General features: G+C 63.2%; 26 protein-coding genes. 13 read left to right on the top strand and 13 right to left on the bottom strand.

The genetic code is table 11. The features are described from left to right. Position 1: 1 nt before the first annotated feature. The gene (gene ubiE, locus ACIQUG_RS19010) at positions 2–778 is read right to left on the bottom strand and encodes a bifunctional demethylmenaquinone methyltransferase/2-methoxy-6-polyprenyl-1,4-benzoquinol methylase UbiE (protein WP_402323508.1); all 777 of its coding nucleotides are present in this window, start codon (positions 776–778) and stop codon (positions 2–4) included. Positions 779–950: 172 nt separating this feature from the next. On the opposite strand from ubiE, the gene mutM reads away from it, so the two are divergent. The 4 genes from mutM (at position 951) to dnaA (ending at position 5706) form a co-directional block, all read left to right on the top strand. After that, entirely contained in the window at positions 951–1841 is an 891-nt protein-coding gene (gene mutM / locus ACIQUG_RS19005) for a bifunctional DNA-formamidopyrimidine glycosylase/DNA-(apurinic or apyrimidinic site) lyase (RefSeq protein ID WP_402323507.1), read from the top strand. A 46-nt stretch (positions 1842–1887) separates the two neighbouring features. Then, positions 1888–2661 carry an enoyl-CoA hydratase gene (locus ACIQUG_RS19000; RefSeq protein WP_402323506.1) on the top strand — a complete coding sequence of 258 codons (774 nt, stop codon included), beginning with the start codon at positions 1888–1890 and terminating at the stop codon, positions 2659–2661. A 190-nt stretch (positions 2662–2851) separates the two neighbouring features. Further along, the gene (gene rpsT, locus ACIQUG_RS18995; RefSeq protein WP_043615568.1) at positions 2852–3118 is read left to right on the top strand and encodes a 30S ribosomal protein S20; all 267 of its coding nucleotides are present in this window, start codon (positions 2852–2854) and stop codon (positions 3116–3118) included. A gap of 1142 nt (positions 3119–4260) precedes the next feature. Further along, a complete protein-coding gene (gene dnaA / locus ACIQUG_RS18990; protein ID WP_043615700.1) occupies positions 4261–5706 on the top strand; it encodes a chromosomal replication initiator protein DnaA in 1446 nt (481 codons plus the stop codon). A gap of 50 nt (positions 5707–5756) precedes the next feature. On the opposite strand, the gene gcvA is transcribed toward dnaA, so the two are convergent. Further along, entirely contained in the window at positions 5757–6701 is a 945-nt protein-coding gene (gcvA, locus tag ACIQUG_RS18985) for a transcriptional regulator GcvA (RefSeq protein WP_402323505.1), read from the bottom strand. A gap of 134 nt (positions 6702–6835) precedes the next feature. On the opposite strand from gcvA, the gene ACIQUG_RS18980 reads away from it, so the two are divergent. The 6 genes from ACIQUG_RS18980 (at position 6836) to ACIQUG_RS18955 (ending at position 11160) form a co-directional block, all read left to right on the top strand. Continuing rightward, positions 6836–7795, top strand: a complete 960-nt coding sequence (locus ACIQUG_RS18980) for a DMT family transporter (protein WP_402323504.1) — start codon at positions 6836–6838, stop codon at positions 7793–7795. A gap of 123 nt (positions 7796–7918) precedes the next feature. Further along, a complete protein-coding gene (locus tag ACIQUG_RS18975; RefSeq protein ID WP_402323503.1) occupies positions 7919–8293 on the top strand; it encodes a YciI family protein in 375 nt (124 codons plus the stop codon). Continuing rightward, positions 8290–9561 carry an RNA polymerase sigma factor gene (locus ACIQUG_RS18970; RefSeq protein ID WP_402323502.1) on the top strand — a complete coding sequence of 424 codons (1272 nt, stop codon included), beginning with the start codon at positions 8290–8292 and terminating at the stop codon, positions 9559–9561. The genes ACIQUG_RS18975 and ACIQUG_RS18970 overlap by 4 nt, the downstream gene beginning before the upstream one ends. A 69-nt stretch (positions 9562–9630) precedes the next feature. Beyond that, a complete protein-coding gene (locus ACIQUG_RS18965) occupies positions 9631–10044 on the top strand; it encodes a DoxX family protein (RefSeq protein WP_052201752.1) in 414 nt (137 codons plus the stop codon). A gap of 23 nt (positions 10045–10067) precedes the next feature. Beyond that, positions 10068–10439 (top strand): DUF1801 domain-containing protein, encoded by a 372-nt coding sequence (locus ACIQUG_RS18960; RefSeq protein ID WP_402323501.1) that lies wholly within the window; start codon positions 10068–10070, stop codon positions 10437–10439. A 106-nt stretch (positions 10440–10545) separates the two neighbouring features. Continuing rightward, positions 10546–11160 (top strand): glutathione S-transferase family protein, encoded by a 615-nt coding sequence (locus ACIQUG_RS18955; protein ID WP_402323500.1) that lies wholly within the window; start codon positions 10546–10548, stop codon positions 11158–11160. 82 nt (positions 11161–11242) lie between these two features. Here the strand turns inward: ACIQUG_RS18955 and hemW are convergent, their stop codons facing one another. From hemW to rph, 4 genes are all read right to left on the bottom strand, one after another. Continuing rightward, the gene (hemW, locus tag ACIQUG_RS18950) at positions 11243–12427 is read right to left on the bottom strand and encodes a radical SAM family heme chaperone HemW (RefSeq protein WP_402323749.1); all 1185 of its coding nucleotides are present in this window, start codon (positions 12425–12427) and stop codon (positions 11243–11245) included. 79 nt (positions 12428–12506) lie between these two features. Beyond that, complete coding sequence (gene rdgB / locus ACIQUG_RS18945; RefSeq protein WP_402323499.1) at positions 12507–13151, bottom strand: RdgB/HAM1 family non-canonical purine NTP pyrophosphatase; 645 nt, start codon at positions 13149–13151, stop codon at positions 12507–12509. Positions 13152–13168: 17 nt separating this feature from the next. Beyond that, complete coding sequence (locus ACIQUG_RS18940; protein WP_402323498.1) at positions 13169–13588, bottom strand: VOC family protein; 420 nt, start codon at positions 13586–13588, stop codon at positions 13169–13171. 15 nt (positions 13589–13603) lie between these two features. Then, positions 13604–14323: a ribonuclease PH gene (gene rph, locus ACIQUG_RS18935; RefSeq protein WP_113536647.1), complete on the bottom strand. Its 720-nt coding sequence runs from the start codon at positions 14321–14323 to the stop codon at positions 13604–13606. Positions 14324–14585: 262 nt separating this feature from the next. On the opposite strand from rph, the gene hrcA reads away from it, so the two are divergent. Both hrcA and grpE read left to right on the top strand, forming a co-directional pair. Continuing rightward, positions 14586–15665, top strand: coding sequence for a heat-inducible transcriptional repressor HrcA (gene hrcA / locus ACIQUG_RS18930; RefSeq protein WP_205237234.1), 1080 nt, complete (start codon positions 14586–14588; stop codon positions 15663–15665). Positions 15666–15829: 164 nt separating this feature from the next. After that, positions 15830–16438 carry a nucleotide exchange factor GrpE gene (gene grpE, locus ACIQUG_RS18925; protein ID WP_402323497.1) on the top strand — a complete coding sequence of 203 codons (609 nt, stop codon included), beginning with the start codon at positions 15830–15832 and terminating at the stop codon, positions 16436–16438. A 91-nt stretch (positions 16439–16529) separates the two neighbouring features. On the opposite strand, the gene ACIQUG_RS18920 is transcribed toward grpE, so the two are convergent. Continuing rightward, a complete protein-coding gene (locus ACIQUG_RS18920; protein ID WP_402323496.1) occupies positions 16530–17765 on the bottom strand; it encodes a D-arabinono-1,4-lactone oxidase in 1236 nt (411 codons plus the stop codon). A gap of 11 nt (positions 17766–17776) precedes the next feature. Next, positions 17777–18544, bottom strand: a complete 768-nt coding sequence (locus ACIQUG_RS18915) for an SDR family NAD(P)-dependent oxidoreductase (protein WP_402323495.1) — start codon at positions 18542–18544, stop codon at positions 17777–17779. 149 nt (positions 18545–18693) lie between these two features. Here ACIQUG_RS18915 and ACIQUG_RS18910 point away from each other — a divergent pair, with 149 nt between their 5' ends. Next, a complete protein-coding gene (locus ACIQUG_RS18910; protein WP_402323494.1) occupies positions 18694–19509 on the top strand; it encodes a helix-turn-helix transcriptional regulator in 816 nt (271 codons plus the stop codon). A 53-nt stretch (positions 19510–19562) separates the two neighbouring features. On the opposite strand, the gene ptsN is transcribed toward ACIQUG_RS18910, so the two are convergent. From ptsN to ACIQUG_RS18885, 5 genes are all read right to left on the bottom strand, one after another. Continuing rightward, complete coding sequence (gene ptsN / locus ACIQUG_RS18905; protein WP_043615607.1) at positions 19563–20027, bottom strand: PTS IIA-like nitrogen regulatory protein PtsN; 465 nt, start codon at positions 20025–20027, stop codon at positions 19563–19565. A 172-nt stretch (positions 20028–20199) separates the two neighbouring features. Continuing rightward, positions 20200–20772, bottom strand: a complete 573-nt coding sequence (gene hpf, locus ACIQUG_RS18900) for a ribosome hibernation-promoting factor, HPF/YfiA family (protein ID WP_104662637.1) — start codon at positions 20770–20772, stop codon at positions 20200–20202. A 224-nt stretch (positions 20773–20996) separates the two neighbouring features. After that, positions 20997–22535 (bottom strand): RNA polymerase factor sigma-54, encoded by a 1539-nt coding sequence (gene rpoN, locus ACIQUG_RS18895; RefSeq protein ID WP_402323493.1) that lies wholly within the window; start codon positions 22533–22535, stop codon positions 20997–20999. Positions 22536–22681: 146 nt separating this feature from the next. Then, the gene (lptB, locus tag ACIQUG_RS18890; protein WP_043615614.1) at positions 22682–23500 is read right to left on the bottom strand and encodes an LPS export ABC transporter ATP-binding protein; all 819 of its coding nucleotides are present in this window, start codon (positions 23498–23500) and stop codon (positions 22682–22684) included. A 12-nt stretch (positions 23501–23512) separates the two neighbouring features. Further along, positions 23513–24073: an LptA/OstA family protein gene (locus tag ACIQUG_RS18885; protein ID WP_192448025.1), complete on the bottom strand. Its 561-nt coding sequence runs from the start codon at positions 24071–24073 to the stop codon at positions 23513–23515. Between the last annotated feature and the right edge of the window lie 8 nt (positions 24074–24081).

Raw genomic sequence — 24081 nt, 5'->3', positions numbered from 1 at the left:
ATCAGATTTTCCAGCCGGAATGCAGCGCTGCGATGCCGCCGGTGTAATTGGTGAAGGAAACGCGGGAGAAACCCACCTCCTTGATCATCGTCGCGAAGTCTTTCTGGTTCGGGAACTTGCGGATCGATTCCACCAGATACTGGTAGGGCGCTTCGTCGCCGGTGATCAGCTTGCCGAACTTCGGGATCGCGTTGAACGACCATGCGTCATAGAAGCGGTCGAGCAGCGGCATTTCGACTTCGGAAAATTCCAGCACCAGCAGGCGGCCGCCGCGCTTCAGCACCCGGTATGCTTCCTTCAGCGCCACGTCGATGCGCGGCACGTTGCGGATGCCGAACGCGATCGTATATGCATCGAAGGTGTTGGCCTCGAAGGGCAGGTCCTCGGCATTGGCCTCGACGAAATCGAGATTGGCGGAGAGCTTCTTCTTCTCGGCCCGCTCGGCGCCGACGGCCAGCATCGAGCCGTTGATGTCGAGCACGGTCGAATGCGCCTTGCGGTCGGAGGCCTCGATGATGCGGAAGGCGATGTCGCCGGTGCCGCCGGCAACGTCGAGGGTCCTGTAACCCTCGCGGCGTGGCGGGTTGAGGGCGGCGATCATCGCGTCCTTCCAGGCGCGATGCAGGCCGGCCGACATCACGTCGTTCATGATGTCGTAGCGCTTGGCGACCTTGTGGAACACGTCGTTGACGAGCGGCTGCTTCTCGCCCGTGCCGACGTTGCGGAAACCGAAGGATGTTTCCATGCCGCCATCGGCCGATACGCGCTGATCCGTCATACGAAGAACTCCACCTGAACCAATTTTTCCGGCACCATAGCGAAAAGGCCCGCCACGCGCTATCTCGTGGGCGGGACCGCGGCTGCGGCATAGCGCACCCCTATAGGATAAGAAGGCCGCCAAGGAAATGCCAACCACCGCATCCGGTGGCTGAGATCGAAGGAGTGCATGCATGCCGGAGTTGCCCGAGGTCGAAACCGTCAAGCGCGGCCTGGCGCCGACCATGGAGGGGGCGCTGCTGGTCAATGCGGAACTGCGCCGTCCGGATCTGCGATTTCCTTTCCCGGAGAATTTCTCCTCGACCGTTGCCGGCCAGCGCATCGTATCGCTGTCGCGCCGCGCCAAGTATCTGATGATCGATCTGGAAGCCGGCGACGTGATCATCGCCCACCTCGGCATGTCCGGCTCCTTCCGCATAGAGGCGGGACCGGCGGCAGCAACGCCGGGCGAATTCCACCATCCGCGCGGCAAGGACGAAAAGCACGATCACGTCATTTTCCATCTCGACGGCGCGCAAGGCCCGGTGCGGGTGATCTACAACGACCCGCGCCGCTTCGGCTTCATGGACCTTGCTCGCCGCGACACGGTGGCAAACCACGCCTATTTCCGCGCGCTCGGCGAGGAGCCGACCGGCAACGTGCTCGATGCCGCCTATCTCGCCGCACGCTTTGCCGGCAAGGCGCAGCCGCTGAAGGCGGCTTTGCTCGACCAGAAGAACATCGCCGGTCTCGGCAACATCTATGTCTGCGAGGCGCTGTGGCGCTCGCACCTGTCGCCGCTGAAAGCGGCCGGCGCGCTCGTCGACAAGCGCGGCAAGCCGAAGGACGGGCTCGTGCGCCTGACCGACGCGATCCGCGAGGTCATCGCCGATGCCATCGCCGCTGGCGGATCGTCGCTGAAGGACCATATCCAGGCCGACGGTTCGCTCGGCTACTTCCAGCACTCCTTCTCCGTCTACGACCGCGAAGGAGAGGCTTGCCGCACGCCCGGCTGCAACGGTACGGTCGCGCGGATCGTGCAGGCGGGCCGCTCGACCTTCTATTGCCCGCATTGCCAGAAATGAACGCCGGTCCGTGAGCGGTCTGGCGCATGAACCGGAGGAAACAGGAATGACCTACGAAACGCTGCTGGTCGAAACACGCGGCCGCGTCGGCCTGGTGACGCTCAATCGTCCGCAGGCGCTGAACGCGCTGAACTCGACCGTGATGCGCGAGCTTGCCGCAGCTCTGAAGGCCTTCGATGCCGACAAGGAGATCGGCGCCGTCGTCCTCGCCGGCTCGGAGAAGGCCTTTGCCGCCGGCGCCGATATCAAGGAGATGCAGACGCTCGATTTCGTCGACAGCTATCTCGGCGACTTCATCGGCGGTTGGGACCAGGTGGCGGCAGCCCGCAAGCCTTTGATCGCTGCCGTTTCCGGCTATGCGCTCGGCGGCGGCTGCGAGCTGGCGATGATGTGCGACTTCATCATCGCGTCCGAGACCGCGAAATTTGGCCAGCCGGAAATCACCCTCGGCGTCATTCCCGGCATGGGCGGCTCCCAGCGTCTGACGCGCGCCGTCGGCAAGGCGAAGGCCATGGACCTGGTTCTGACCGGCCGGATGATGGATGCGGCCGAGGCCGAACGCGCGGGACTCGTATCGCGTGTGGTGGCGCCGGAGAAACTGATGGAGGAAGCGCTGGCCGCGGCCGAGAAGATCGCCTCCTTCTCGCTGCCGGCGGTCATGATGGCGAAGGAGGCCGTAAGCCGCTCGCTGGAGGTAACGCTTGCCGAAGGCCTGCGTTTCGAGCGGCGTCTCTTCCACTCGCTGTTTGCGACCGAGGACCAGAAGGAGGGCATGGCCGCCTTCGTCGCCAAGCGCAAGCCGGACTTCAAGCATCGCTAGCGCAAGGGGAGGCGCGCAGATTCTGGAAAATGCGCGTTGACGGGGCGGCCGTTTCCCGCTATACGCCGCCCTCAGTTTGGAACGCCATCCTGGGCTTTCCGGAAATACTCCCGAATTGCTTTGATGACAGGTCGCAGTGACCCGGCACGGCGAGGGCGGAGTTCATGTCAGTTTTCGAAGAGAGGCACAAATGGCCAATACAACTTCGGCGAAAAAGGCGACCCGCAAGATCGCACGCCGCACTGCAGTGAACAAGGCACGTCGTTCGCGCGTCCGTGGCTTCATCCGCAAGGTAGAAGAAGCGATCGCCACCGGCGACCAGGCTGTCGCAGCCGCAGCGCTCAAGGCAGCTCAGCCCGAGCTGATGCGCGCCGCCACCAAGGGCGTCCTGCACGCCAACACTGCATCGCGCAAGGTTTCGCGTCTTGCACAGCGCGTAAAGTCGCTTTCGGCCTAATCCGGCTAAGAAAAATCTGTTAATCGAGAGCCCGGCCCTTGCGCCGGGCTTTTCGGATTCATACTTCTGTCATTGCGATGGTTAATCTGGCGGCTTGGGCTTATGTCAGTGCGATGACAAAATTTATATAATTATTTCAATGACTTGTGAGAGGTCCTTATCAAAGGGATGTCTCTGGCTGGGGGTCCGTTAGGCCCATTCTGAGTCAAGCGAATTTTTATTTTTTTTCTTTTTCGCCAGCTAAGCAAAGAGCGAAAAATCAAAACCCTTGATTCAACAGGGATTCTTCTCGGACTCGGAATGCGGCAAGCAAATGGCAGCCGGAGAGTCAACGGCCGGCGCTTAAGGTTGCGTAAAAATCGCGATTGATCTTGCCCATCGATCCTGCCTAAATGCCCTCCACAGGGGACACGGACCACATCTGTAAAAGGAAGCAAAAGAGGCCATTTCGAAGAAATGGTTTCGATGTTTCTGTCCTTTGTATCAGGGCGGCTCCGCGTCGTTCAATCAGACAAGTCGAAGGTGAAAAACCGGATGGTTCATACCACTCCGGACGAGAAACTTTCGTCCTGTGATTGTGAGGCGGCCATCTGCAGCACCGTGCGTCCGGTCGGACGCCTGAAGGTCGCTGCGGCGCTTTGACGGCTGCCTATCCTGCCCTTTGATCGGCTACGACAAAGGAAACACGCAGGCGGTCTCGATGGAGGGTGCAAGCGGCGCCCGACGCGAGGCCAAGGTCCAACGCGCGGCTCATCGCTTCGTACGAGGGTGCGAGGAGCTGTTGACGAGGAGGAGGATCCGGTACGGCGCGGGAGCGCGTCGAAGGGATTGTTGACAAGAGGCGCGAGGGGACATCCTCCGGCCCGAAGGGCAGGTGGGTGCGCGTAGCGCGCAGCGAGGCGGGAGATGAGGAGCCCGGCGTCGTCTGCGACTGTGACGTTCGGCGAAAGCGGCATGGCCTTCGAAGGCGCCGCGGGCGACGGACATAAGAGATGAGGCCGGCAGCGATGACGGCATCTGAACATGAATTGGAAGGCGGCAAAATGCAGATGAATTTGGTGACGGCGGGCGCACTTCAGAAAGAAGGAGACGCATTTCAGGCCGGAAGCAATCTATCTCAGGCGGCGGGGGAAAAAATCGACATGAGGCACGACGCACTGTTCGAGCGGGTAAGTGCGCGTCTCAAAGCTCAAGTCGGTCCGGATGTCTTTGCAAGCTGGTTTGGGCGTCTGAAGCTCCATTCCGTATCCAAGAGCGTTGTGCGCCTATCGGTGCCGACCACGTTCCTGAAGTCCTGGATCAACAACCGTTATCTCGACCTCATAACCTCGATCTTCCAGCAGGAAGACGGCGAGATCATGAAGATCGAGATCCTGGTGCGCACGGCAACCCGTGGCGCCCGTCCGACCACCCAGGAAGATGTGCTGCCGCAGGCGGCAGAAGCAGCTCCGGCCCAGCCCGCGCGCCGTCCGGCCGCAGCCCAGCCGGTGGCAAGCGTTGCTGCGGCGACCGTCGCAAGCATGCAGAAGCCGACCCAGGCGCCGCTTTTCGGCTCGCCGCTCGACCAGCGCTACAATTTCGAGAGCTTCGTCGAGGGTTCCTCGAACCGCGTGGCGCTTGCCGCCGCCCGGACGATCGCGGAAGCCGGCGCCGGTGCGGTGCGGTTCAACCCGCTCTTCATCCACTCGAGCGTCGGCCTCGGCAAGACGCACCTTCTGCAGGCCATCGCCATCCAGGCGCTGCAGAGCGCGCGTGCACCGCGCGTCGTCTACCTGACGGCCGAATACTTCATGTGGCGTTTCGCCACCGCGATCCGCGACAACGACGCGCTGTCCTTGAAGGAGTCGCTGCGCAACATCGATCTCCTGATCATCGACGACATGCAGTTCCTGCAGGGCAAGTCGATCCAGCATGAGTTCTGCCATCTCCTGAACATGCTGCTCGATTCCGCCAAGCAGGTCGTCGTCGCCGCCGACCGCGCACCGTGGGAACTGGAATCGCTCGACAGCCGCGTTCGTTCGCGTCTCCAGGGCGGTGTCGCCATCGAGATGGACGGCCCGGACTATGACATGCGCCTGGAAATGCTGAAGCGTCGCCTGGACACGGCCCGTCAGGACGACGGCTCGCTCGACATTCCCGGCGAAATCCTCAGCCATGTGGCACGCAACGTGACCGCCAGCGGCCGCGAACTGGAAGGCGCCTTCAACCAGCTCCTGTTCCGCCGCTCCTTCGAGCCGCAGCTCTCGATCGAGCGCGTCGATGAACTGCTCGGCCACCTCGTCAACGCCGGCGAACCCCGCCGTGTGCGCATCGAGGACATCCAGCGCGTCGTCGCCAAGCACTACAACGTCTCGCGCCAGGAGCTTGTCTCCAACCGCCGCACCCGTGTCATCGTCAAGCCGCGCCAGATCGCCATGTATCTGTCGAAGACGCTGACGCCGCGCTCCTTCCCGGAGATCGGCCGTCGCTTCGGCGGACGCGACCACACGACCGTGCTGCACGCCGTGCGCAAGATCGAGGAGCTGATCTCGGGTGACACCAAGCTCAGCCATGAGATCGAACTGCTGAAGCGCCTGATCAACGAATAGTCGAGGCGGATTGCCGAAAAAAAGCCCGGGTTCGCCCGGGCTCTTTTGTTTTACCGGACCGCTTTCAGTGTCGGCCGCGGCGAACGCTTGGCCTCCGGATTTCCCACGCCCTGTTCGGCCCGTGCCTGCTCGATGATCCAGGCGCGAAAGGCCGTGACCGGCGGCCGGTCGAGAGCCGCCGGCGGGTATACGAGATGATAGGCAAGCCCGGTCATGACGCCCTCGGGGAAGGGGGCTTCCAGCACGCCCTCCGCAAGCTCGCGCGTGACCAGCGACAGGCGCACCAGTGCAACGCCGTCGCCGGCCTTGGCCGCCTCGATGGCGCCGTTGCTGTTGACGAAGACTGGCCCCCGTCCGGCATCCACCCCGTCGGCGCCTGCCGCATCCAGCCACAGCCTCCAATCCTGACGGTGCACGTCGTGCAGGAGCACATGCGCGGCAAGATGGCCCGGCGTATCGAGCGGGTTCCTGGCGCGTAGTGCCGGGTGAAGGACGGGGACCGGGTCGTCATCGATCAGCCGTTCACTGACGAGCCCGTCATAGCGGCCAAGCCCGTGGCGGATGGCAATGTCGACCCCGTCGGTGCTGAAGTCCGTCAACCGGTTGGTGGTGCTGATGCGCACGTCGATGCCAGGCACCTGCAGCTCGAAGGCGCCGATGCGCGGGACCAGCCATTGGGCGGCAAAAGTGGGCGTGCAGCTCACCGTCAGCACCGGCGCGCGCTTGCGTGCCGTCAGTTCCTCGGTCGCCTCGCGCATCATCCGGAACGCGCGCCTGAGTGTCGCGAAATAGGTGCTGCCGTCCTCCGTCAGCACCAACTGTCTCGGCCGGCGCTCAAACAGCGTCACGCCAAGCGTCTGCTCCAGTTCGCGCACCTGCAGGCTGACCGCGCCAGGCGTCACGTTGAGTTCCTGTGCGGCCTTCGTCACGCTCGAATGGCGCGCCGTCGCCTCGAAGGCGCGCAGCGAGGCGAGGGAGGGAAGGGATGTCGCCATGGTTTAGCCAAACTCAATCATGTGTCGAGAAATGATCGTTTGTTCGAAGCTCAATATCCTGAGAATAATGGCACAAAGTCAAGATGGTCGATGCCATCACGGTTTAGCCTGACAAACAAACGAGGGTTAAGGCAATGACACAAGCAACGCAGGCCAAGGTCATGGGCGCCCGGGAATGGGGCATGTTGATCCTGCTCTCCATTTTGTGGGGCGGTTCGTTCTTCTTCATCGGTGTCGCCGTCAAGGCGTTGCCGCCGGTCACGATCGTGGCGCTCCGCGTCAGTCTCGCGGCGCTCGCGCTGCTCGCCTTCGTTCGTCTGATGGGGCTGTCGATGCCGCGCGACCCGCGCGTGTGGCTCGCTTTCTTCGGCATGGGTCTGCTCAACAATCTCATCCCCTTCTCGTTGATCGTCTGGGGGCAGACGCATATCGCCAGCGGCCTTGCCTCGATCCTCAATGCGACGACTCCGCTTTTCGGCGTGATCGTCGCGCATCTCCTGACCGATGACGAGAAACTGACAGCCAACCGTTTTGCCGGTGTCGTCGTCGGCTTCCTCGGGGTTGCGATGATGATTGGCCCCGCGGCGCTCGGTGGTCTCGGTTCGAACCTGCTTGCCCAGGTCGCCGTGCTTGGGGCTGCGCTCTCCTATGCGCTCGCCGGTGTCTTTGCCCGCCGCTTCAAGCGCATGGGCGTGGTGCCGATCGTGACGGCGACCGGCCAGGTCTCGGCTGCAAGCATCATGCTGGTCCCGCTGTCGCTGCTGATCGATCACCCCTGGACGCTTCCCATGCCGGGCTTCGACGTCTGGGCCGCGATCGTCGGCATCGCGTTGATTTCCACGGCGCTCGCTTACGTCCTGTTCTTCCGCATCCTGGAAACGGCCGGCGTCACCAACCTGATGCTCGTCACCTTCCTGATCCCCGTCAGCGCCATCCTGCTCGGTGCGATGTTCCTCGGCGAGACGCTGGAGCCCAAGCATTTCCTGGGCATGACGCTGATTGCCGCCGGGCTTGCGGCGATCGACGGACGGCTCCTGCGCCTCTTCCGTCGCCCGGCCGTCAACCCCATCTTGGAGTGCCGCGACAACCTCTGAGGATTTCAGGTTTACACGCATGGCGGGCCGGTAGGCGAAAGCACTACCGGCCTGTTTTTTTCATTCGGGTTGTCGGCTATCTGTCGATGTCATCGTCTTTGATTTGAGGAGCAGGAGAGTTCCATGCTTTACGCCGTATTTTGCTACAATAACGAGAATGTCACCGACACCTGGAGCAAAGAGGAGGACGAAAGGGTGATGCGGGACATGGCAGCTGTCGAGCGCAAGTATGCCGAGGCCGGCAAGCTTGGGCCGATCGCCCGCCTGATGCCGACCATGACGGCGACGACGCTCCGGCACAGCCATGCCGAGACGATCGTTACCGATGGCCCCTTCGCCGAAACGAAGGAGCAGTTGCTCGGCTTTTTCGTGATCGACTGCGTATCTCTGGACGAGGCACTCCAGTTCGCCCGCGAACTCGGTGATGCCAATCCATCGGCTGGCTCCTACGAAATCCGTCCCCTTGCCATCTACAAACCCAGTGAGCTTGCTTCATGACAGACACATCCTGGATAGACCTCGCACTCGTTTCTGCCCGGCCGCAGGCCGTGGGCGCGCTGTTGCGCTATTTCCGCAACCTCGACACCGCCGAAGAAGCGTTTCAGGAGGCCTGTATCCGGGCTTTGAAGACCTGGCCGAAGAGCGGCCCACCGCGTGACCCCGCGGCCTGGCTGATCTTCGTCGGCCGCAACAGCGGCATCGACAAGGTTCGCCGCCAGTCCCGCGAGACGGCGCTGCCGCCGGAGGAAATCCTCTCCGACCTCGAAGATCGGGAGGGCGCGCTTGCCGACCAGCTCGACGGTTCCCACTATCGCGACGACATTCTTCGCCTCCTGTTCGTCTGTAGCAATCCGGCGCTGCCGGCAACGCAGCAGATCGCGCTGGCGCTGCGCATCGTCTCGGGCCTTTCGGTCAAGCAGATCGCGCGCGCCTTCCTCGTCAGCGAGGCGGCGATGGAACAGCGCATCACCCGTGCCAAATCCCGGGTCGCCGCCGCCGGGCTTGCCTTCGAGACCCCGGATGCGGCCGATCGGTCAGACCGGCTCGCCGCCGTCGCGACGATGATCTACCTCGTCTTCAACGAGGGCTATTCGGCGATGAACGGACCGGAAAGCGTCTCGGCCGACCTGTGCCAGGAGGCGATCCGGCTCGGACGCCTGCTGCTTCAGCTTTTCCCGGCCGAGCCTGAGATCATGGGGCTGACGGCGCTGCTGATGATCCAGCATTCGCGGGCACGCGCCCGGTTCGATGCCGATGGCGCCGTCATCCTGCTCGAAGACCAGGACCGGGGCCTGTGGGACCGCCCGCTGATCGACGAGGCCTTGGCGCTGATCGACAGGGCGATGCAGTATCGCCAACCGGGCGCCTACCAGATCCAGGCGGCGATCGCGGCGCTGCATGCCCGCGCCGAACGGGCGGATGAGACCGACTGGGCGCAGATCGACCTGCTCTACCAGGCGCTCGAACGGCTGCAGCCATCGCCGGTGATCACGCTCAACCGCGCCGTGGCGGTTTCGAAGCGTCAGGGCCCGGAAGCGGCGCTGGCGATGATCGCGCCCTTGGCGGAAAAGCTCTCCGGCTATTTCTATTTCCATGGCCTGAGCGGCCATCTCCTGAAGCAGCTTGGCAAGGTTCGCGAAGCGCGCGTCGCCTTCGACCATGCGATCGCACTCGCCACCAACGCGGCCGAATGCGCTTACATCCGCATGCAGCTCGACAAGCTCGATGAAACGCCTGGCATCGAGATCTCCGAAAGAAAAATCTGACGGCCGCTGTCGGGATCCCGCATGCGGTTTCGTCCTTGGACCGAGAACGAAATCCAAGGAGAGAGACCCATGACCACCAGCCTTGCAGTGCCGGCCCCGACGGCAAAGTCGATCATCCTCGGCCGCTTCCTCAGCGGCCTGCTTGTCGCCTTCCTGATCTTCGATGCGGCCATCAAGCTCGTGCCGCTTGCCGTCGTCACCGAAACCATGGTCGCGCTCGGCTACTCGGCCGACCAGGGCCTGGCACGTCTGCTCGGCATTCTCACATTGCTATGCACGGTGCTCTATGTGATCCCGCGCACCTCCATCCTCGGCGCCATTCTGCTCACCGGCTATCTCGGTGGCGCGATGGCGACGCATCTTCGGGCCGGCAGCCCGCTCTTCACCCATCTGCTTTTCGGCTTCTATCTCGGCGTGATCGCCTGGGGCGGCCTCTGGCTTCGGGATCCGCGCCTGCGCGCGCTCATCCCGCTCAAGAACTGATAGCAAGCGACAGAAAGACGACCATGACCAAGACAGTCAACGACTACATCGCCGGTCTCTCCGGCGTTCCCGCCGACGTGGCGAAACGCCTGCATGATGCCCTCCTGGCCACAGGCGCACTCACCGACGCCGTCAAATGGGGCCACCCCATCTATGAGGCCGGCGGCGCGGTCTGTCTGCTCAAGGGGGCAAAGGATTACGTGACCTTCGGCTTCTGGCGCGGCGCCGAAATGCTCGATCTCGACGCCCGCCTGGAGAAGGGCGGCGGCAAGGGCGACATGGCCTATATTCGGTTGCGCACCACCGATGACGTGGACGACGCTCAGGTCACCCGTCTGGTTGCCAGGGGCATCGAGCTCAACCAGCTGAAGGGCGATCCGATGAAGGCGGCCTAGACGAAACAAACTTGCAGCTCGGCCGATGAAACAGAGCGCCTTTATCGGTCGTGATGCAATATCTCTTCACGGGACAAAAATTCACACCAGATCCCGCGAGATAGACATGATCCTCTACTACCAGACCCATTCCCCCTTCGCTCGCAAGGCGCTCGTCTTTGCCCATGAGGTCGGCTTTGCCGACCGGCTCGAGGTCATTCATCACGAGACCAGCCCGACACGGCGAAACGAGGAGGTCTATGCAGAAAACCCGCTCGGCAAGGTTCCGATCCTGTTGCGTGAGGGGCAGGAGCCGATCTTCGACAGCGACGTGATCTGCGCTTATCTCGACACGCTCCATGAGGGCCGCAAGCTGATCCCTGAGGCGGGCGAGCCGCGCTGGCGCGCGCTCAGGCTGCAGTCGGTGGCGCAGGTGCTGGCGCAGACCGGTATCGGCCTTCGCTGGGAGGGGGAGCGCAGGCCGGAGCATCTGCGTTATCCGGCGCTTGCCGATGGTTATGCCGAGAAGATCGAGGCGACCTACGATTGGCTGGAGCGGACGCTGGATCCGGAGGCTGCCGTCGATGTCGGCCAGATTGCGCTCGCAACCACGCTCTCCTGGATGGCTTTCCGCGACTTGCCGTCGTTCCGGGATCGGCCGCGCTTGACCCGCTGGTTCGACGCTTTCGAAGAGCGGCCGTCCATGCGGGCGACGCCGCTGTCGGGCGAAACGTTCGATTGAACCGGTAGCCGGCGAAAAAAAACCGGACGCCGCTGCGGACCATTGCCCGACAGTGGCCGTCCGCTGCTGCGTCACGATCGCCTTACGGGCAGGCGAGATCGGCAACCACCGCGTCGAGGATCAACATGCCCGACGGCGTGCAGCGCAGGCGGGAATTGCCGAGCCGCTCGATGAAGCCGTGATCGATCAGGAACTGTTCGCGCTCCGGGTCCGGATCGCGGCCGGAAAGGGTCTGCCAGCGGGCGAGATCGACGCCTTCTTTCAGCCGCAGGCCCATCAGCAGCAACTCGTCGGACTGTGCTTCGAGATCGAGCGATTCTCGTTCGATCATGCCGTGGCCATGGGTCTCGACAAGATGCAGCCAGGCCTCGGGCTTGCGCTCCGTGGAGGTCGCGATCTTGCCATTGCCGATGCCAAGGCGCCCATGGGCGCCCGGGCCGATGCCGGCGTAATCGCCATAGCGCCAGTAGGTGAGGTTGTGGCGGCTTTCGGCGCCCGGCCGGGCGTGGTTCGAAACCTCGTAGGCCGGCATGCCGATCGAAGCCGTGATGTCCTGGGTCGCCTCGTAGAGCACCGCCGATTGTTCACCGTCGGGAACGATGAGCTTGCCGGCCTTGTGAAGGCCGAAAAAGGGCGTGCCTTCCTCGATCGTCAGCTGGTAGAGCGACAGGTGGTCGACCGCGTAGGAGACGGCCTCCTTCAGCTCGCGCTCCCACTCCTCGACCGTCTGGTTCGGGCGGGCGTAGATCAGGTCGAAGGACATGCGCGGAAAGATCTCGCGCGCCAGTCGGATCGCCTTCAGTGCATCCTCGACATTGTGCAGTCGGCCGAGGAATTTCAGGTCTCGGTCGTTCAGCGCCTGGACGCCGAGCGAGACGCGGTTGACGCCGGCGGCACGGTAGCCGTGGAAGCGTGTCGCCTCGACGCTCGACGGGTTCGCCTCCATGGTGATCTCGATGCCGTCGGGCACATGCCAGTGGCGGGCGATGCCCTGGAGGATGGCGTCGACCGTGGCGGGTTCCATCAAGGACGGCGTTCCGCCGCCCATGAAGACGCTGGTGACCGTGCGCGGGCCGGAAAGCTCGCGCACTTCTTCCATTTCCTTGAGAAAAGCGGCAACGAAACGCGGCTGGTCCACCGGCTGGTGGCGCACATGGCTGTTGAAGTCGCAATAGGGGCATTTGGCCGCGCAGAACGGCCAATGCACATAGACCCCGAAACCGGGGTCCATGCCGTCACCGATCGCCGATAGCGTGGCAGTCTGCATTATTGCGTCTCTCATGGTCACATTTCATCGGGAGCGGGGATGCGGCGGATAAATTCGCGGTTTCCTCCTCCCGCTCCGATCACGCTCCGAGGCAGGTTTCGGCAAAGATCTTGAAGGCGCGGGCGCGGTGCGACAGGGCCTCTTCGTCGCCCGGCTTCCAGCCGTGCTTCTCGTCGGCGCTCATCTCGCCGAAGGTGGTGTCATAGCCCTTGGGCTGGAACACCGGATCATAGCCGAAGCCCTGGCTGCCGCGCGGCGGCCAGACGACGAAGCCTTCGACCTCGCCGCGGAAGAGTTCCACATGGCCGTCCGGCCAGGCAAGGCAGAGAACCGAGACGAAGCGGGCGGTGCGCTCGGAAGGCGTTTTGGCGCCTTTCTCCTGCAGCGCATCTTCGACCTTCTGCATGGCCATGGCGAAGTCGCGGCTGCCATCTTCGCGCTCGGCCCAGTTGGCGGTATAGACGCCGGGTGCGCCGTCGAGCGCGTCGATCGCGAGACCCGAATCGTCCGAAAGCGCCGGCAGGCCGGAGGCGTTGGCCGAGGCGAGCGCCTTGATCGTGGCGTTCTCCTCGAAGGTCGTTCCGGTCTCGTCGGGCTCGACGAAATTGAGGTCTGCGGCCGACTTCGCCTCGAAGCCGAGCGGGCCGATGAGATCGCGGATTTCGCGGATCTTGCCGGCATTGTGGCTGGCGACGATCAGCGTCTTGTTGTCCAGTTTGCGCATGGTGTCTCGTTTCGTGTTCATTCGATGGACCAGAGGCCCGGTTCCGCACATTCAAGGCTGTTGCCGGCCGGGTCGCGGAAATAGAAGGACCGCGCCCCGTTCGGCCAGCGAAGATCGCTTTCGATCGCGACGCCTGCCGACTCCAGTTTTGCTCTCCAGGCGTCGAGCGCCTCGGCCGGCACCCGAAAGCACATATGCCCCCGGCCGGTCGTCCCGTGCGGAGGCACCGGCAGGGCGGCGTCCGGCGCTGGCGGTTTCACCGTTTCGGCCGGATTGAAGATCAACAGCACGCCCGGTCCGCAGCGATAGAAGACGTGACGATTACCGGCGCGGGTGATCTTTCCGAGGCCAAGAATGCCGCCATAGAAGGCCTCGGCGGCATCGAGATCGGCTGCGTAGAGCGCGGTCTCGAGAATGCCTTCCAGCGCCGGGGCCATCCTGACGTTCCTTCCTCAGCCGGCGATTGCCTGCTTCTGCAGCGCCACCAGTTCGGCAATGCCGTTCTTGGCAAGGCCCATCAGGCTTGCGAATTCCTCTTCCGAGAACGGCTTGCCTTCCGCCGTGCCCTGGATCTCGACGATGCCGCCCGAGCCGGTCATGACGAAGTTGGCGTCGGTCTCGGCAGCGGAATCTTCGAGGTAGTCGAGATCGATCACCGACTGGTTGGCGAAGATGCCGCAAGAGATGGCGGCGACATGATCCTTCAGGACCTTCTCGACCTTGACCATGTTGCGGGCTTCCATCCACTTCAGGCAGTCGTGCAGCGCGATCCAGGCGCCGGTGATCGAGGCCGTGCGTGTGCCGCCATCGGCCTGGATGACGTCGCAGTCGATCGAGATCTGGCGTTCGCCGAGCGCCGGCAGATCGACGACGGCACGCAGCGACCGGCCGATCAGCCGCTGGATTTCCTGGGTGCGGCCGCTCTGCTTGCCGCTTGCCGCCTCGCGCCGCATGCGCTCGCCGGTGGCGCGCGGCAGCATGCCGTACTCCGCCGTCACCCAGCCCTTGCCGCCATTGCGCAGCCAGGCCGGAACCTTTTCCTCAAGGCTGGCGGTGCACAGCACATGCGTATCGCCGAACCGCACCAGACACGAGCCTTCCGCATGCTTGGAAAAATTGCGCTCGAAAGAAACCTTGCGCATTTGATCGGTTTTTCTGCCGGATGGCCGCATCGTCAACTCCTATCGTATCTCGTGAGCCTTCTACTGCATAATTCCCTAAATCGAAATCGATTTAGGGACAAAATTGTGCAGCAGTTTAAGGTGCTGCAGCGACCTTTGGCGCGCCCGAGGACGCGCAGTGCTGCAGAACATGACGCGGGCAAAGGGAGCCGGTGGAAAGCCGGGCAATCGACCGTTTTTTCCCTTTTGCCAACGGGCCGCCGGGACACTATATTCCGGCCACGGCAGGATGTGCCTGCATATGTGGAGTGACATGGTACTGCGCAATCCCGGAGCAAAGGAAATCGCCGCGGCGCTCGACGAGCGCTCGGGCGAAATTTTCCGTCGCATCGTGGAGACCTATCTGACGAGCGGCGAGCCGCTCGGCTCGCGCAATCTGTCGCGGCTTTTGCCGATGGCACTGTCGCCCGCCTCCGTGCGCAACGTGATGAGCGACCTCGAAGACCTCGGCCTCATCTATTCGCCGCATGTGAGCGCCGGTCGCCTGCCGACCCAGACGGGCCTGCGCTTCTTCGTCGACGCCTTCATGCAGGTCGGCAATCTCTCACCTGAAGACCGCGCCTCGATCGACCGGCATGTCCGGCGCGACGACCATACCCAGCCGGTCGATGCGCTTTTGACCGAAGCGAGCCAGATGCTGTCCGGCATGTCGCGCGGCGCGGGTCTTGTCATCACCGCCAAGGCCGATCCGGTGCTGAAGCATGTCGAGTTCATCCGCCTGGCGCCGACCAAGGCGCTGGCCGTGCTCGTCGGCGAACATGACCAGGTGGAAAACCGCATCATCGAGCTGCCGGCAGGCGTCACCAGCTCGCAGCTTACGGAAGCCGCAAACTTCCTCAACGCCCATCTCGCCGGACAGACGATCGCCGAGGTGCGCACCCAGCTCGAAAGGGTGAAGCTGACGGTGCGCGGCGAACTCGACGCGCTGTCGCAGGATCTGGTCGAGCGCGGCCTCGCCATCTGGTCGGGCAACGAGGGCGACGAGAAGCCGGCGCGCCTGATCGTGCGCGGCCGTGCCAACCTGCTCGAAGGGCTCGAAGGCGCAGAGGATATCGACCGGCTCAGAATGCTGTTCGACGATCTGGAAAAGAAGGACAGCATGATCGAGCTGCTCGATCTTGCCGAAAGCGGCCCGGGTGTGCGGATCTTCATCGGCTCGGAAAACAAGCTGTTCTCGCTGTCCGGCTCCTCGCTGATCGTTGCACCCTATCGCGATGGCGAGGACCGCATCGTTGGTGCCGTCGGTGTCATCGGTCCGACGCGGCTCAACTACTCGCGCATCGTTCCGATGGTCGACTATACCGCGCAGCTGATGTCGCGGCTTTCGCGCTAAGAGCGCGCCTTTAGCGCACGTGCGCCATTGAACCCTTGATTTTTCGGCCCCAAACCTCGATATCGGCTTCAAATCCAGTTCCTGAGCATTTTTGCTGAAACGCAGGCTCGCGCTTGCGGTGTGGAAATGCGAAGGACAATAGAGACGACACTGCGGAGAACGTCATGACCGACGATACGAACAAGCACGGACCCGAGGCCACCGACGAGGTATTCGACGCCGCACCGGACGCTGTCGAGACAGCAGCCGTTGCCGAGCCCGATCCGTTGGAACTCGCCCGGGCCGAGAGCGCCGAGCTGCGCGACAAGTACCTTCGGCTTGCCGCCGAGATGGACAACCTGCGCCGTCGCACCGAACGCGACGTCAAGGATGCCAAGTCCTATTCGGTTGCAGGCTTTGCCCGCGACATGTTGGCGGTATCCGACAACCTGCGCCGCGCGCTCGACGCCATTCCGGCGGAAGCCAAGGAAGCTGGCGAAGCCGGTCTCAACACGCTGATCGAAGGCGTGGAGATGACCGAGCGCTCGATGCTTTCGGCGCTCGAGCGCCACGGCGTCAAGAAGCTGGAGCCGGAAGGCCAGAAGTTCGACCCGAACTTCCACCAGGCGATGTTCGAAATCCCGAATGCGGATGTGCCGAACAACACGGTGCTGCAGGTCGTCCAGGCCGGCTACACCATCGGCGACCGCGTCCTGCGTCCGGCCATGGTCGGCGTTTCCAAGGGCGGCCCCAAGGTCGTTGCCGGCGAGAACGGCGACACGCCGGCCGCCTGATCCCGCCAAACGGAATTCAACAAAAACGCCGCGCGAACTTCGCGCGGCGTTTTTGTTTGGTGCACCGTGCGGCGGTAGCTGCGGGCAAGACTTACCCGAACAATTGCTGCAGGTGATCGTTGAGGAAGCGTCCTTCGGGATCGACCTTGGCCCTCAGCGCCCGGAAGTCGCCGGCGCGGGGGTAGAGTGCCGTTACATCCTCGGCGCCGAGGAAGTGCAGCTTGCCCCAGTGCGGCCGCGAGCCGTACTGCCTGAGGATCGTGTCCACGTCCTTCAGGTATTCCCAATAGTCGGTGCCCGGCTCGCCGGAGACCGACAGCGTGATCGAGTCCTGCTCGAAGAACGGGCTGATCCAGCCGGTGTCGCCGGCGGTGAAGCGATACTCGATCGGATAGATGCACGTCGGGTGCTTTTCCAGCATCAGCTTGCGCACCGCCTTGACCGCTTCCTTGCCGTGGGCGACGGGCACCGCATATTCGAGCTCGTGGAAGTTCGGCACGTATTCGATCGGGTAGATCTCCGAGGAATAGGCGATCTTCTCGAAACCGCGCTCCATCGGCGCTTCCCCGGTGATGTCGATCACCTTCATCTCGCAGACGTCGGAGGTCTTGTCGGTGGTCGAAACCGAGGCCGTATCCGGCAGGCAGTAGCAGTGGCGGCTCTCGGGCACCGGGCACCAGAAGAAGCCGAAATGGCGGTGCTTGGCGGCAAGCTCGTCGTGCTGCTCGATCATTTCGTCGAAGGTGCAGCGCCAGAGCTTTTCATGGAGATTGTAGCTCTCCATCGCCTGCAGGGTAATCTCCGAGATCACGCCGAGCATGCCGACGGAGACGCGCGCCGCCTCAAGCAGGTCCGGCGTCGTCTCGTCGACGACGAGAATGCTGCCGTCCGGTTGCACGAGGCGCATGCCGACGATCTGCGAGGCCATGTTGCCAAGCCTGGCGCCGGTGCCATGGGTGCCTGTTGTCAGCGCGCCGGCCAGCGCCTGGCTGTCGATATCGCCCTGGTTGATCAGCGACAGGCCGTTTTCCTTCAGCACCTTGCCGAGCTGGTTGATGGTGGTGCCGGCCTTTACCGCGACGCGCTTGCGCGCACTGTCGATCCCGACGACACCTTGCATGCTGGAAAGCGTCAGATGCAGCCCGCTCGTCAGCGCCACCGGTGTGAAGGAGTGGCCGGACCCGGCGCAACGGACGTTCAGCCCCTGCGCTGTCGCATCGCGCACCATTTCGGCCAGCGCCGCCTCGCTCTCCGGCGCGCCGCGATGGCGCACGATGCATGATTGGTTTCCGACCCAGTTGCGCCAGTGGCCACCTGCCTGAAGCATTTTCCCCTCCCTCAAACCGCGGTGAAGCAATTGTCGACGAACAGATGCGTGCCGTTGACGAAGCTCGCCTCGTCGCTCGCCAGAAACAATGCGGCGCTGGCCACTTCCTTCGGATCGCACATGCGGCCCTGCTGCGCGGCGATCGCCGCTTCCGAAACGTCGACGCCATATTTGCTGAGGCCAACGAGTTCGCGCTTGCCGTGGTCGGTGGCGATGAAGCCCGGGCAGACGGCGTTGCAGCGGATGCCGCGGTCGCGAAACTCGACGGCGATGGCGCGGGCGAACATGTGGCAGGCGCCCTTGGTGGTGTCGTAGAGCACTTCCATCGGTGTGGCCGCCACGGCCGAGATCGACGAGGTGCAGACGATGCTGCCGCCGCCGGCCGCAAGCATGCCCGGCAACACTGCCTTGGTCATCAGGAACATGCTGCGCACATTGACCGCCATCAGCCGGTCCCACTCGTCCTCCTCCGTTTCGAGGAAGGGGCCGACGGCAAGGATGCCGGCGTGGTTGAAGAGCACGGTGATGGAGCCGAAGGCCGCTTCGACCGCCTTGACGGCGGAGGTCACCTCTGCCGACACCGAGACGTCGGCGGGGGCGAAAATCGCCTCGCCGCCATTGGCGCGGATCGAGGCGGCCACCTCTTCGCCCTTGCTGCGCGGCAGGTCGACGATCGCGACCTTGGCGCCTTCGCGCGCGAACAGCTCGGATGCGGCAAGACCGCAGCCTCCCGCGCCACCGCTGATCAGCGCCACCTTGCCTGAAAGCCTGCCTGCCATCGTCATCCTCCCCTTGGGCGTCCTTCGCAACTGTCGCCAATGACGACCCGCGATGGATCCGGTTTCTCACTCCCCGGGAATTATTGTTGACGAGTGAGGGGCTGTCGATATCCCATGGGGGATACGTAGGGTTGGGGGATGACAAGGGAATGCTCGCAAGCGAGTCCGCCGATATCTCGGCGATGATCGGCCTGATCGGCACGGAGGATTTCGGCCGGGCGCTCGACCGGATGCTCCGGTCGGTCACCGGCTTCGATCTCTCGGTCGTGTTTGCCTACCCCTACGATGCCAGGCCGATCGTCCTGCATGACGGCTATACGGCCAAGGTGTCGGCAAGTGCGCTTTCCGCCTATCTCGGCGGCGCCTATCTGCTCGATCCCTTCTATGTCGCCTGTTGCGCCGGCCAGCCTGCGGGCCTCTGGCGAATGCGCGAGCTGGCGCCGGACCAGTTCTTCCAGTCCGACTTCTCGTCGTCGGCGGAAGTGCATCCTTGCGTGTCGATGGAATCCGGCGTTCTCGTCGAGGAGGTGGGCTTCGTCATCCCGCTCGATGGCGGCCTGCAGGCGACCTATTCGCTGATGCGCGGCCGCGGCGGCGAACCTTTCAGCGAGGCGGAACTGGCGCGGCTCCGCGTCTACGAGCCGATCGTGCGCGAGGCCATCCGGTCGAACTGGCGCCAGCGGGGCCAGACGGTCGCGCCGCCGCCTTCCGAGGAGGGCGACGACGATGCGATGGAAGCGGCGTTCGAGAGCCTGTGTTCAGATCGACTGACCAAGCAGCAGCGCAACATCGTGCGCCTGATCCTCAGGGGCCACAGCAACCTGTCGATCGGCAAGGTGATGAACATTGCCGAAGGGACGGTGCGCATCCACCGCAAGAACATCTATCGCCGGCTCGGCATTTCGAGCCAGGGTGCGCTGTTCCGGATTTTCATTGATCATTTGAACGGGCGTCAGCTCTATTGACGCAAGGTTCGGGCGACTGTGCGCATCCTGCCGGATGCGCCCGTTGTTCAAGCTCAGGCGGCGTGCGAGGTCGCGTCGTCGTCGAGCAGCGTGTAGATCGCGCTGGCGGAATCGCTCGAACGGATCTTGGCGACCATGTCCTGGTCGCGAAGCACGCGGGCGATGCGCGACAGGGCCTTGAGGTGGTCCGCGCCGGCGCCTTCCGGAGCAAGAAGCAGGAACACGAGATCGACCGGCTGGTCGTCGAGCGCCTCGAAATCGACAGGCGTGTCGAGACGCGCGAAGATGCCGATGATCGAGGGAAGGTTGTTGAGCTTGCCGTGCGGGATGGCGATACCGTTGCCGACGCCGGTGGAACCAAGGCGCTCGCGCTGCAGGATCACGTCGAAGATTTCACGCTCCGGAAGCCCGGTGATCTTAGAAGCTTTTGCCGCCAATTCCTGAAGGAGCTGTTTTTTCGAGTTGGCCCTCATGGCCGGGATGATCGCATTTTGATGCAGTAGACCTGCCAATGCCATTCTTTTGTCCTCGTTCGCCGGTTAGAGCCGGACAACATCATCATAAATGCGTCGCAATGGCTCTAACCATCTTTGTCATGGCGGGTTCCATGCACAGAAAAGTCACATTTTCCGGCCTGGCCGCTGAGTTGCGGGAGAGGGACGCCGGCATGCCGGCATCCCTCTTTTTCGCTCATGCTTTGATATTGGCAGCGTCGATCCAGCCAATATTTCCATCGTTGCGTCTGTAGACGATATTCAAGTCATCCTTGCCTGGGCTGCGGAACATCAGGACGGGTTCGTCCGTCATGTCGAGTGCCATCACGGCACTGGCGACAGACATCGTCCTCAACTGTTTCGTGCTTTCGGCGACGATCGTCGGTGCGTAATCCTCGGGGACTTCGTCATCCTCGAAGGGCACCGAATCCATCACTGTGTAGGCCACTTCGGCAGCGTTCTGTCCGTTGCCGTTGTGATGATCCTTCAGCTTGCGCTTGTAGCGACGCAGGCGCTTTTCGATGCGGTCCGACGCCGCGTCGAAGGCTGCCTGTGGATCGTTCGCCTGGCCATTCGCCTGCATTACCACGCCCGTATCGAGATGAAGCTTGCAGTCGGCGCTAAAGCGCGGCCCGGATTTTTCCACAGTGACCTGGCTTGAATATCCTCCGTCGAAATATTTGGTAACGGCCTGCTCGATCTGCTCGCCAATGCGGGCGCGGAACGAATCGCCGATTTCCATCTGTTTACCGGATACACGCACACTCATGGAGTTTCCTCTCTCGTTCGTGATTTGCGCAGCCAGTCTATTCCAAGCGGTCCCGTCATCCAAGCCTTTCAGACTTGCGAGCGCGCCTCTGTCGCAGCCACCGGTCGCACCGGTCGCCTCCGGGGCGAGCATGTCCCCGGCAATTGCGGCGGGCTCATATCGCCTGTGTCGGAGAGAGTCAATCGAAGGTCGCAAAAAAGTTAATGCGCCTTAACGTTCGGGGCTCAGAAACCGGAGGCCTTGGCGAGCGCGCGCTTCTCCCGCCGGCGCTGCACGGAGGAGGGGATGTTCATCGCCTCCCGGTATTTGGCGACCGTGCGCCGCGCGATGTCGATGCCGGCCTTTTTGAGGATGTCGACGATGTCGTCGTCGGAAAGCACAGCCTCGGTGCTCTCCTCCTGGATCAGCGTGCGGATCTTGTGGCGCACGGATTCCGCCGAATGGCTGTCGCCGCCTTCGGCCGAGCCGATCGAGACGGTGAAGAAATATTTAAGCTCGAACAGCCCGCGCGGCGTCAGCATGTACTTGTTCGAGGTGACGCGGCTGACGGTCGATTCATGCATCTTGATGGCGTCGGCCACGGTCTTGAGGTTCAGCGGCCGGAGATGCCCGATGCCGTTGGCGAGAAAGGCGTCCTGCTGGCGCACGATCTCCGTCGCGACCTTCATGATCGTGCGGGCGCGCTGGTCGAGGCTACGCGTCAACCAGTTGGCATTCTGCAGGCATTCGTTGAGGAAGGCCTGGTCGGCGCTGTTTTTCTGCGTGCCGCGCGAAACCGAAGCGAAGTAGTCCTGGTTGACCAGAACGCGCGGCAAAGCGTCCGGATTGAGCTCGACCAGCCACGACCCGTCGGGCGCTGCCCGCACGACGATATCGGGCACGATCGCCTCGCTGACGCTGGTCTCGAAGCTGGTGCCTGGCTTCGGATCGAGCTTGCGGATTTCCGCCAGCATGTCGATCAGGTCTTCCTCGTCGACGCCGCAGATCTTCTTGAGCGTTGCGAAGTCCCGCCGCGCCAGAAGTTCGAGATTGGCAAGCAGTGCCTCCATCGCCGGGTCGAACCGGTCGCGGGCGCGCAGCTGGATGGCGAGACATTCGCCGAGCGAACGGGCAAAGACGCCCGGCGGATCGAACTGCTGCAGCGTCAGCAGTACCCTGACGACATCGGCATGCGCGGTACCCAGCCGTTCGCCGACCTCGCCGAGGTCCGCCTGCAGATAGCCGGCGTCGTCCAGCTGGTCGATAAGGTGCTGTGCGATCAGGCGGTCTGACGGCGTCGGCAGTGCGAAGGGCAATTGCTCCAGAAGCGTTTCGCGCAGGCTCTTGCGGCCGGCGACGAAGTCGTCGAGGTCGTAGTCTTCGCCCTCGCCGCCGCCGGGCATCGATTTCCACTGGCCAAGCAATTCCGGCGCGTCGGCGCGCTGCGGTGCCGTGTCGTCCTGGAAGACATTGGCAAAATCGGCATCGAGCTGGTCGTCGAGCCGCTCGCCGCTTTGCGATGTGGCGCTGTCATAGAGATCCGCCTGGCCGCCGCCGTCGTCGTTCCCGCCACTCTCGTCGCCGCCGGCCATCTCGCCCCGTTCCGGGGTGAGCTGATCGTCATTTGCCTGAAATTCGAGCAGCGGGTTCTTTTCGACTTCCTGGGCGATGAACTGGTTGAGTTCAAGATGCGTCATCTGCAGCAGCTGAATCGACTGCATGAGTTGTGGCGTCATCACCAGGGACTGGGACTGGCGCAGATGAAGGCTGGCGGACAGGGCCATGCTGACGCGAAACTCCCGAGAAATCTCCAGGGGCCGCGGTGCTACTCCGGTCGCCGATCGGGCCCTTTTCTTAATTGGCCCAAAAATTGCTTATCGGAAAGGTTTGGTCAAGCGCGATCGCGGGCGGAATCGCCCGCGAGGCGGTCTCAGAGGCTGAAATTGTCGCCGAGATAGAGCCGGCGCACGTCAGGATTGGTGACGATGTCGTTGGCGCGACCATGCGTCAGCACTTCGCCGGCATGGATAATGTAGGCGCGATCGATGAGACCAAGCGTCTCGCGAACGTTGTGGTCGGTGATCAGCACGCCGATGCCGCGCGAGGTCAGATGCCGGACAAGTGCCTGGATGTCGGCGACCGAGATCGGGTCGACGCCGGCAAAGGGCTCGTCGAGCAACATGAAGGTCGGGTCGGTCGCAAGCGCGCGGGCGATTTCGAGACGGCGGCGTTCGCCACCGGAAAGCGCGATCGCCGGCGACTTGCGCAAATGCGTGATGTTGAACTCGCCGAGCAGGTCGTTGAGCTTGCTCTCGCGTCGCTCCAGGTTCTTGTCGTGGACCTCGAGCACGGCGCGGATGTTCTCCTCGACCGTCAGTCCGCGGAAGATCGACGCTTCCTGCGGCAGGTAGCCGACGCCGAGGCGCGCACGCCGATACATCGGCATGGTCGTCACGTCGTTGCCGTTGATCTCGATCGAGCCCTCGTCGACGGGGACGAGGCCGGTGATCATGTAGAAGCAGGTGGTCTTGCCGGCGCCGTTCGGTCCGAGCAGGCCTACGGCTTCGCCGCGCCGCACCACGAGCGACACGCCGTTGACGACCCGGCGCTCGCGATAGGCCTTGGTCAGCCCACGGGCGATCAGCGTGCCGTCATAGCGCGCCTTGTCGACCGCATGGCCGGAGGCGACCGCAGCGGTCGCCGACGGTTTGCGGACCCGTTTGCGCTTGTGGAGGAAGGGAAGTTGCACGAGCGGTCTACGTCAGTTCGTCTTGCGGGACTTCGGGTCGAGCTGGATCTGCACGCGTCCGCCGCAGGCTTCGAGCTGGGCCTCACCGGTTTCCATCTGGACGTTGAGCTGGCAGCCGACGAAGACGTTCTTGCCTTCCGAGAGGACGACTTTGTCGCCCTTGAGAACGAAGACCTGCTTGGTCATGTCGAACGAGCCGGTGTCGGCCGTCGCCTGCTGGGTGCCGGAGCTCAGGAAAACCTTGTTGCTGACCTCGATGCGGTCGATGTCGGCGTCGCCGCTCGAAACCGAGCCGCCGCCGGACTTGTAGAAGACGACCATGTTGCCCGCCTGCAGCGTCGTCGTGCCCTGCACGACCTTGACGTTGCCGCTGAAGATCGCCTTGCTTTCCGGGTCCTTGATTTCGAGCTTGTCGCTCTCGATCTGGATCGGCTTGTCGTTGGACAGCTCAAGGCCCTTCATCTTGCTCGACGTGGCCTGCGCAAAAGCGCCGGAGGCAATAATCAAAGCGCCGGCCCCGGCAATGGCCAGGCTGGCGGAAATCTTGAAAAATGATGCGGTTGTGACCGACATGGAGTGCA

Origin of the sequence: Ensifer sp. NPDC090286, from assembly GCF_044769565.1 — a bacterium.
GTDB lineage: Bacteria > Pseudomonadota > Alphaproteobacteria > Rhizobiales > Rhizobiaceae > Ensifer.
This window is presented reverse-complemented; position numbering and strand designations above follow the sequence as displayed.

What these genes read in the sequence shown, in the direction of transcription:
- ACIQUG_RS18965 (WP_052201752.1), top strand. Translation starts at nt 9,631, where the DNA reads ATGACCACCAGCCTTGCAGTGCCGGCCCCGACGGCAAAGTCGATCATC.
- ACIQUG_RS18940 (WP_402323498.1), bottom strand. Translation starts at nt 13,588, where the DNA reads ATGGCCCCGGCGCTGGAAGGCATTCTCGAGACCGCGCTCTACGCAGCC.
- ACIQUG_RS18915 (WP_402323495.1), bottom strand. Translation starts at nt 18,544, where the DNA reads ATGGCAGGCAGGCTTTCAGGCAAGGTGGCGCTGATCAGCGGTGGCGCG.
- ACIQUG_RS18920 (WP_402323496.1), bottom strand. Translation starts at nt 17,765, where the DNA reads ATGCTTCAGGCAGGTGGCCACTGGCGCAACTGGGTCGGAAACCAATCA.
- grpE (WP_402323497.1), top strand. Translation starts at nt 15,830, where the DNA reads ATGACCGACGATACGAACAAGCACGGACCCGAGGCCACCGACGAGGTA.
- ACIQUG_RS18980 (WP_402323504.1), top strand. Translation starts at nt 6,836, where the DNA reads ATGACACAAGCAACGCAGGCCAAGGTCATGGGCGCCCGGGAATGGGGC.
- ACIQUG_RS18955 (WP_402323500.1), top strand. Translation starts at nt 10,546, where the DNA reads ATGATCCTCTACTACCAGACCCATTCCCCCTTCGCTCGCAAGGCGCTC.
- rpoN (WP_402323493.1), bottom strand. Translation starts at nt 22,535, where the DNA reads ATGGCCCTGTCCGCCAGCCTTCATCTGCGCCAGTCCCAGTCCCTGGTG.
- mutM (WP_402323507.1), top strand. Translation starts at nt 951, where the DNA reads ATGCCGGAGTTGCCCGAGGTCGAAACCGTCAAGCGCGGCCTGGCGCCG.
- rpsT (WP_043615568.1), top strand. Translation starts at nt 2,852, where the DNA reads ATGGCCAATACAACTTCGGCGAAAAAGGCGACCCGCAAGATCGCACGC.
- ACIQUG_RS18975 (WP_402323503.1), top strand. Translation starts at nt 7,919, where the DNA reads ATGCTTTACGCCGTATTTTGCTACAATAACGAGAATGTCACCGACACC.
- hpf (WP_104662637.1), bottom strand. Translation starts at nt 20,772, where the DNA reads ATGAGTGTGCGTGTATCCGGTAAACAGATGGAAATCGGCGATTCGTTC.
- ubiE (WP_402323508.1), bottom strand. Translation starts at nt 778, where the DNA reads ATGACGGATCAGCGCGTATCGGCCGATGGCGGCATGGAAACATCCTTC.
- hrcA (WP_205237234.1), top strand. Translation starts at nt 14,586, where the DNA reads ATGGTACTGCGCAATCCCGGAGCAAAGGAAATCGCCGCGGCGCTCGAC.
- ACIQUG_RS19000 (WP_402323506.1), top strand. Translation starts at nt 1,888, where the DNA reads ATGACCTACGAAACGCTGCTGGTCGAAACACGCGGCCGCGTCGGCCTG.
- ACIQUG_RS18885 (WP_192448025.1), bottom strand. Translation starts at nt 24,073, where the DNA reads ATGTCGGTCACAACCGCATCATTTTTCAAGATTTCCGCCAGCCTGGCC.
- dnaA (WP_043615700.1), top strand. Translation starts at nt 4,261, where the DNA reads ATGAGGCACGACGCACTGTTCGAGCGGGTAAGTGCGCGTCTCAAAGCT.
- rdgB (WP_402323499.1), bottom strand. Translation starts at nt 13,151, where the DNA reads ATGCGCAAACTGGACAACAAGACGCTGATCGTCGCCAGCCACAATGCC.
- ACIQUG_RS18970 (WP_402323502.1), top strand. Translation starts at nt 8,290, where the DNA reads ATGACAGACACATCCTGGATAGACCTCGCACTCGTTTCTGCCCGGCCG.
- ptsN (WP_043615607.1), bottom strand. Translation starts at nt 20,027, where the DNA reads ATGGCATTGGCAGGTCTACTGCATCAAAATGCGATCATCCCGGCCATG.
- hemW (WP_402323749.1), bottom strand. Translation starts at nt 12,427, where the DNA reads ATGCAGACTGCCACGCTATCGGCGATCGGTGACGGCATGGACCCCGGT.
- gcvA (WP_402323505.1), bottom strand. Translation starts at nt 6,701, where the DNA reads ATGGCGACATCCCTTCCCTCCCTCGCCTCGCTGCGCGCCTTCGAGGCG.
- rph (WP_113536647.1), bottom strand. Translation starts at nt 14,323, where the DNA reads ATGCGGCCATCCGGCAGAAAAACCGATCAAATGCGCAAGGTTTCTTTC.
- ACIQUG_RS18910 (WP_402323494.1), top strand. Translation starts at nt 18,694, where the DNA reads ATGCTCGCAAGCGAGTCCGCCGATATCTCGGCGATGATCGGCCTGATC.
- ACIQUG_RS18960 (WP_402323501.1), top strand. Translation starts at nt 10,068, where the DNA reads ATGACCAAGACAGTCAACGACTACATCGCCGGTCTCTCCGGCGTTCCC.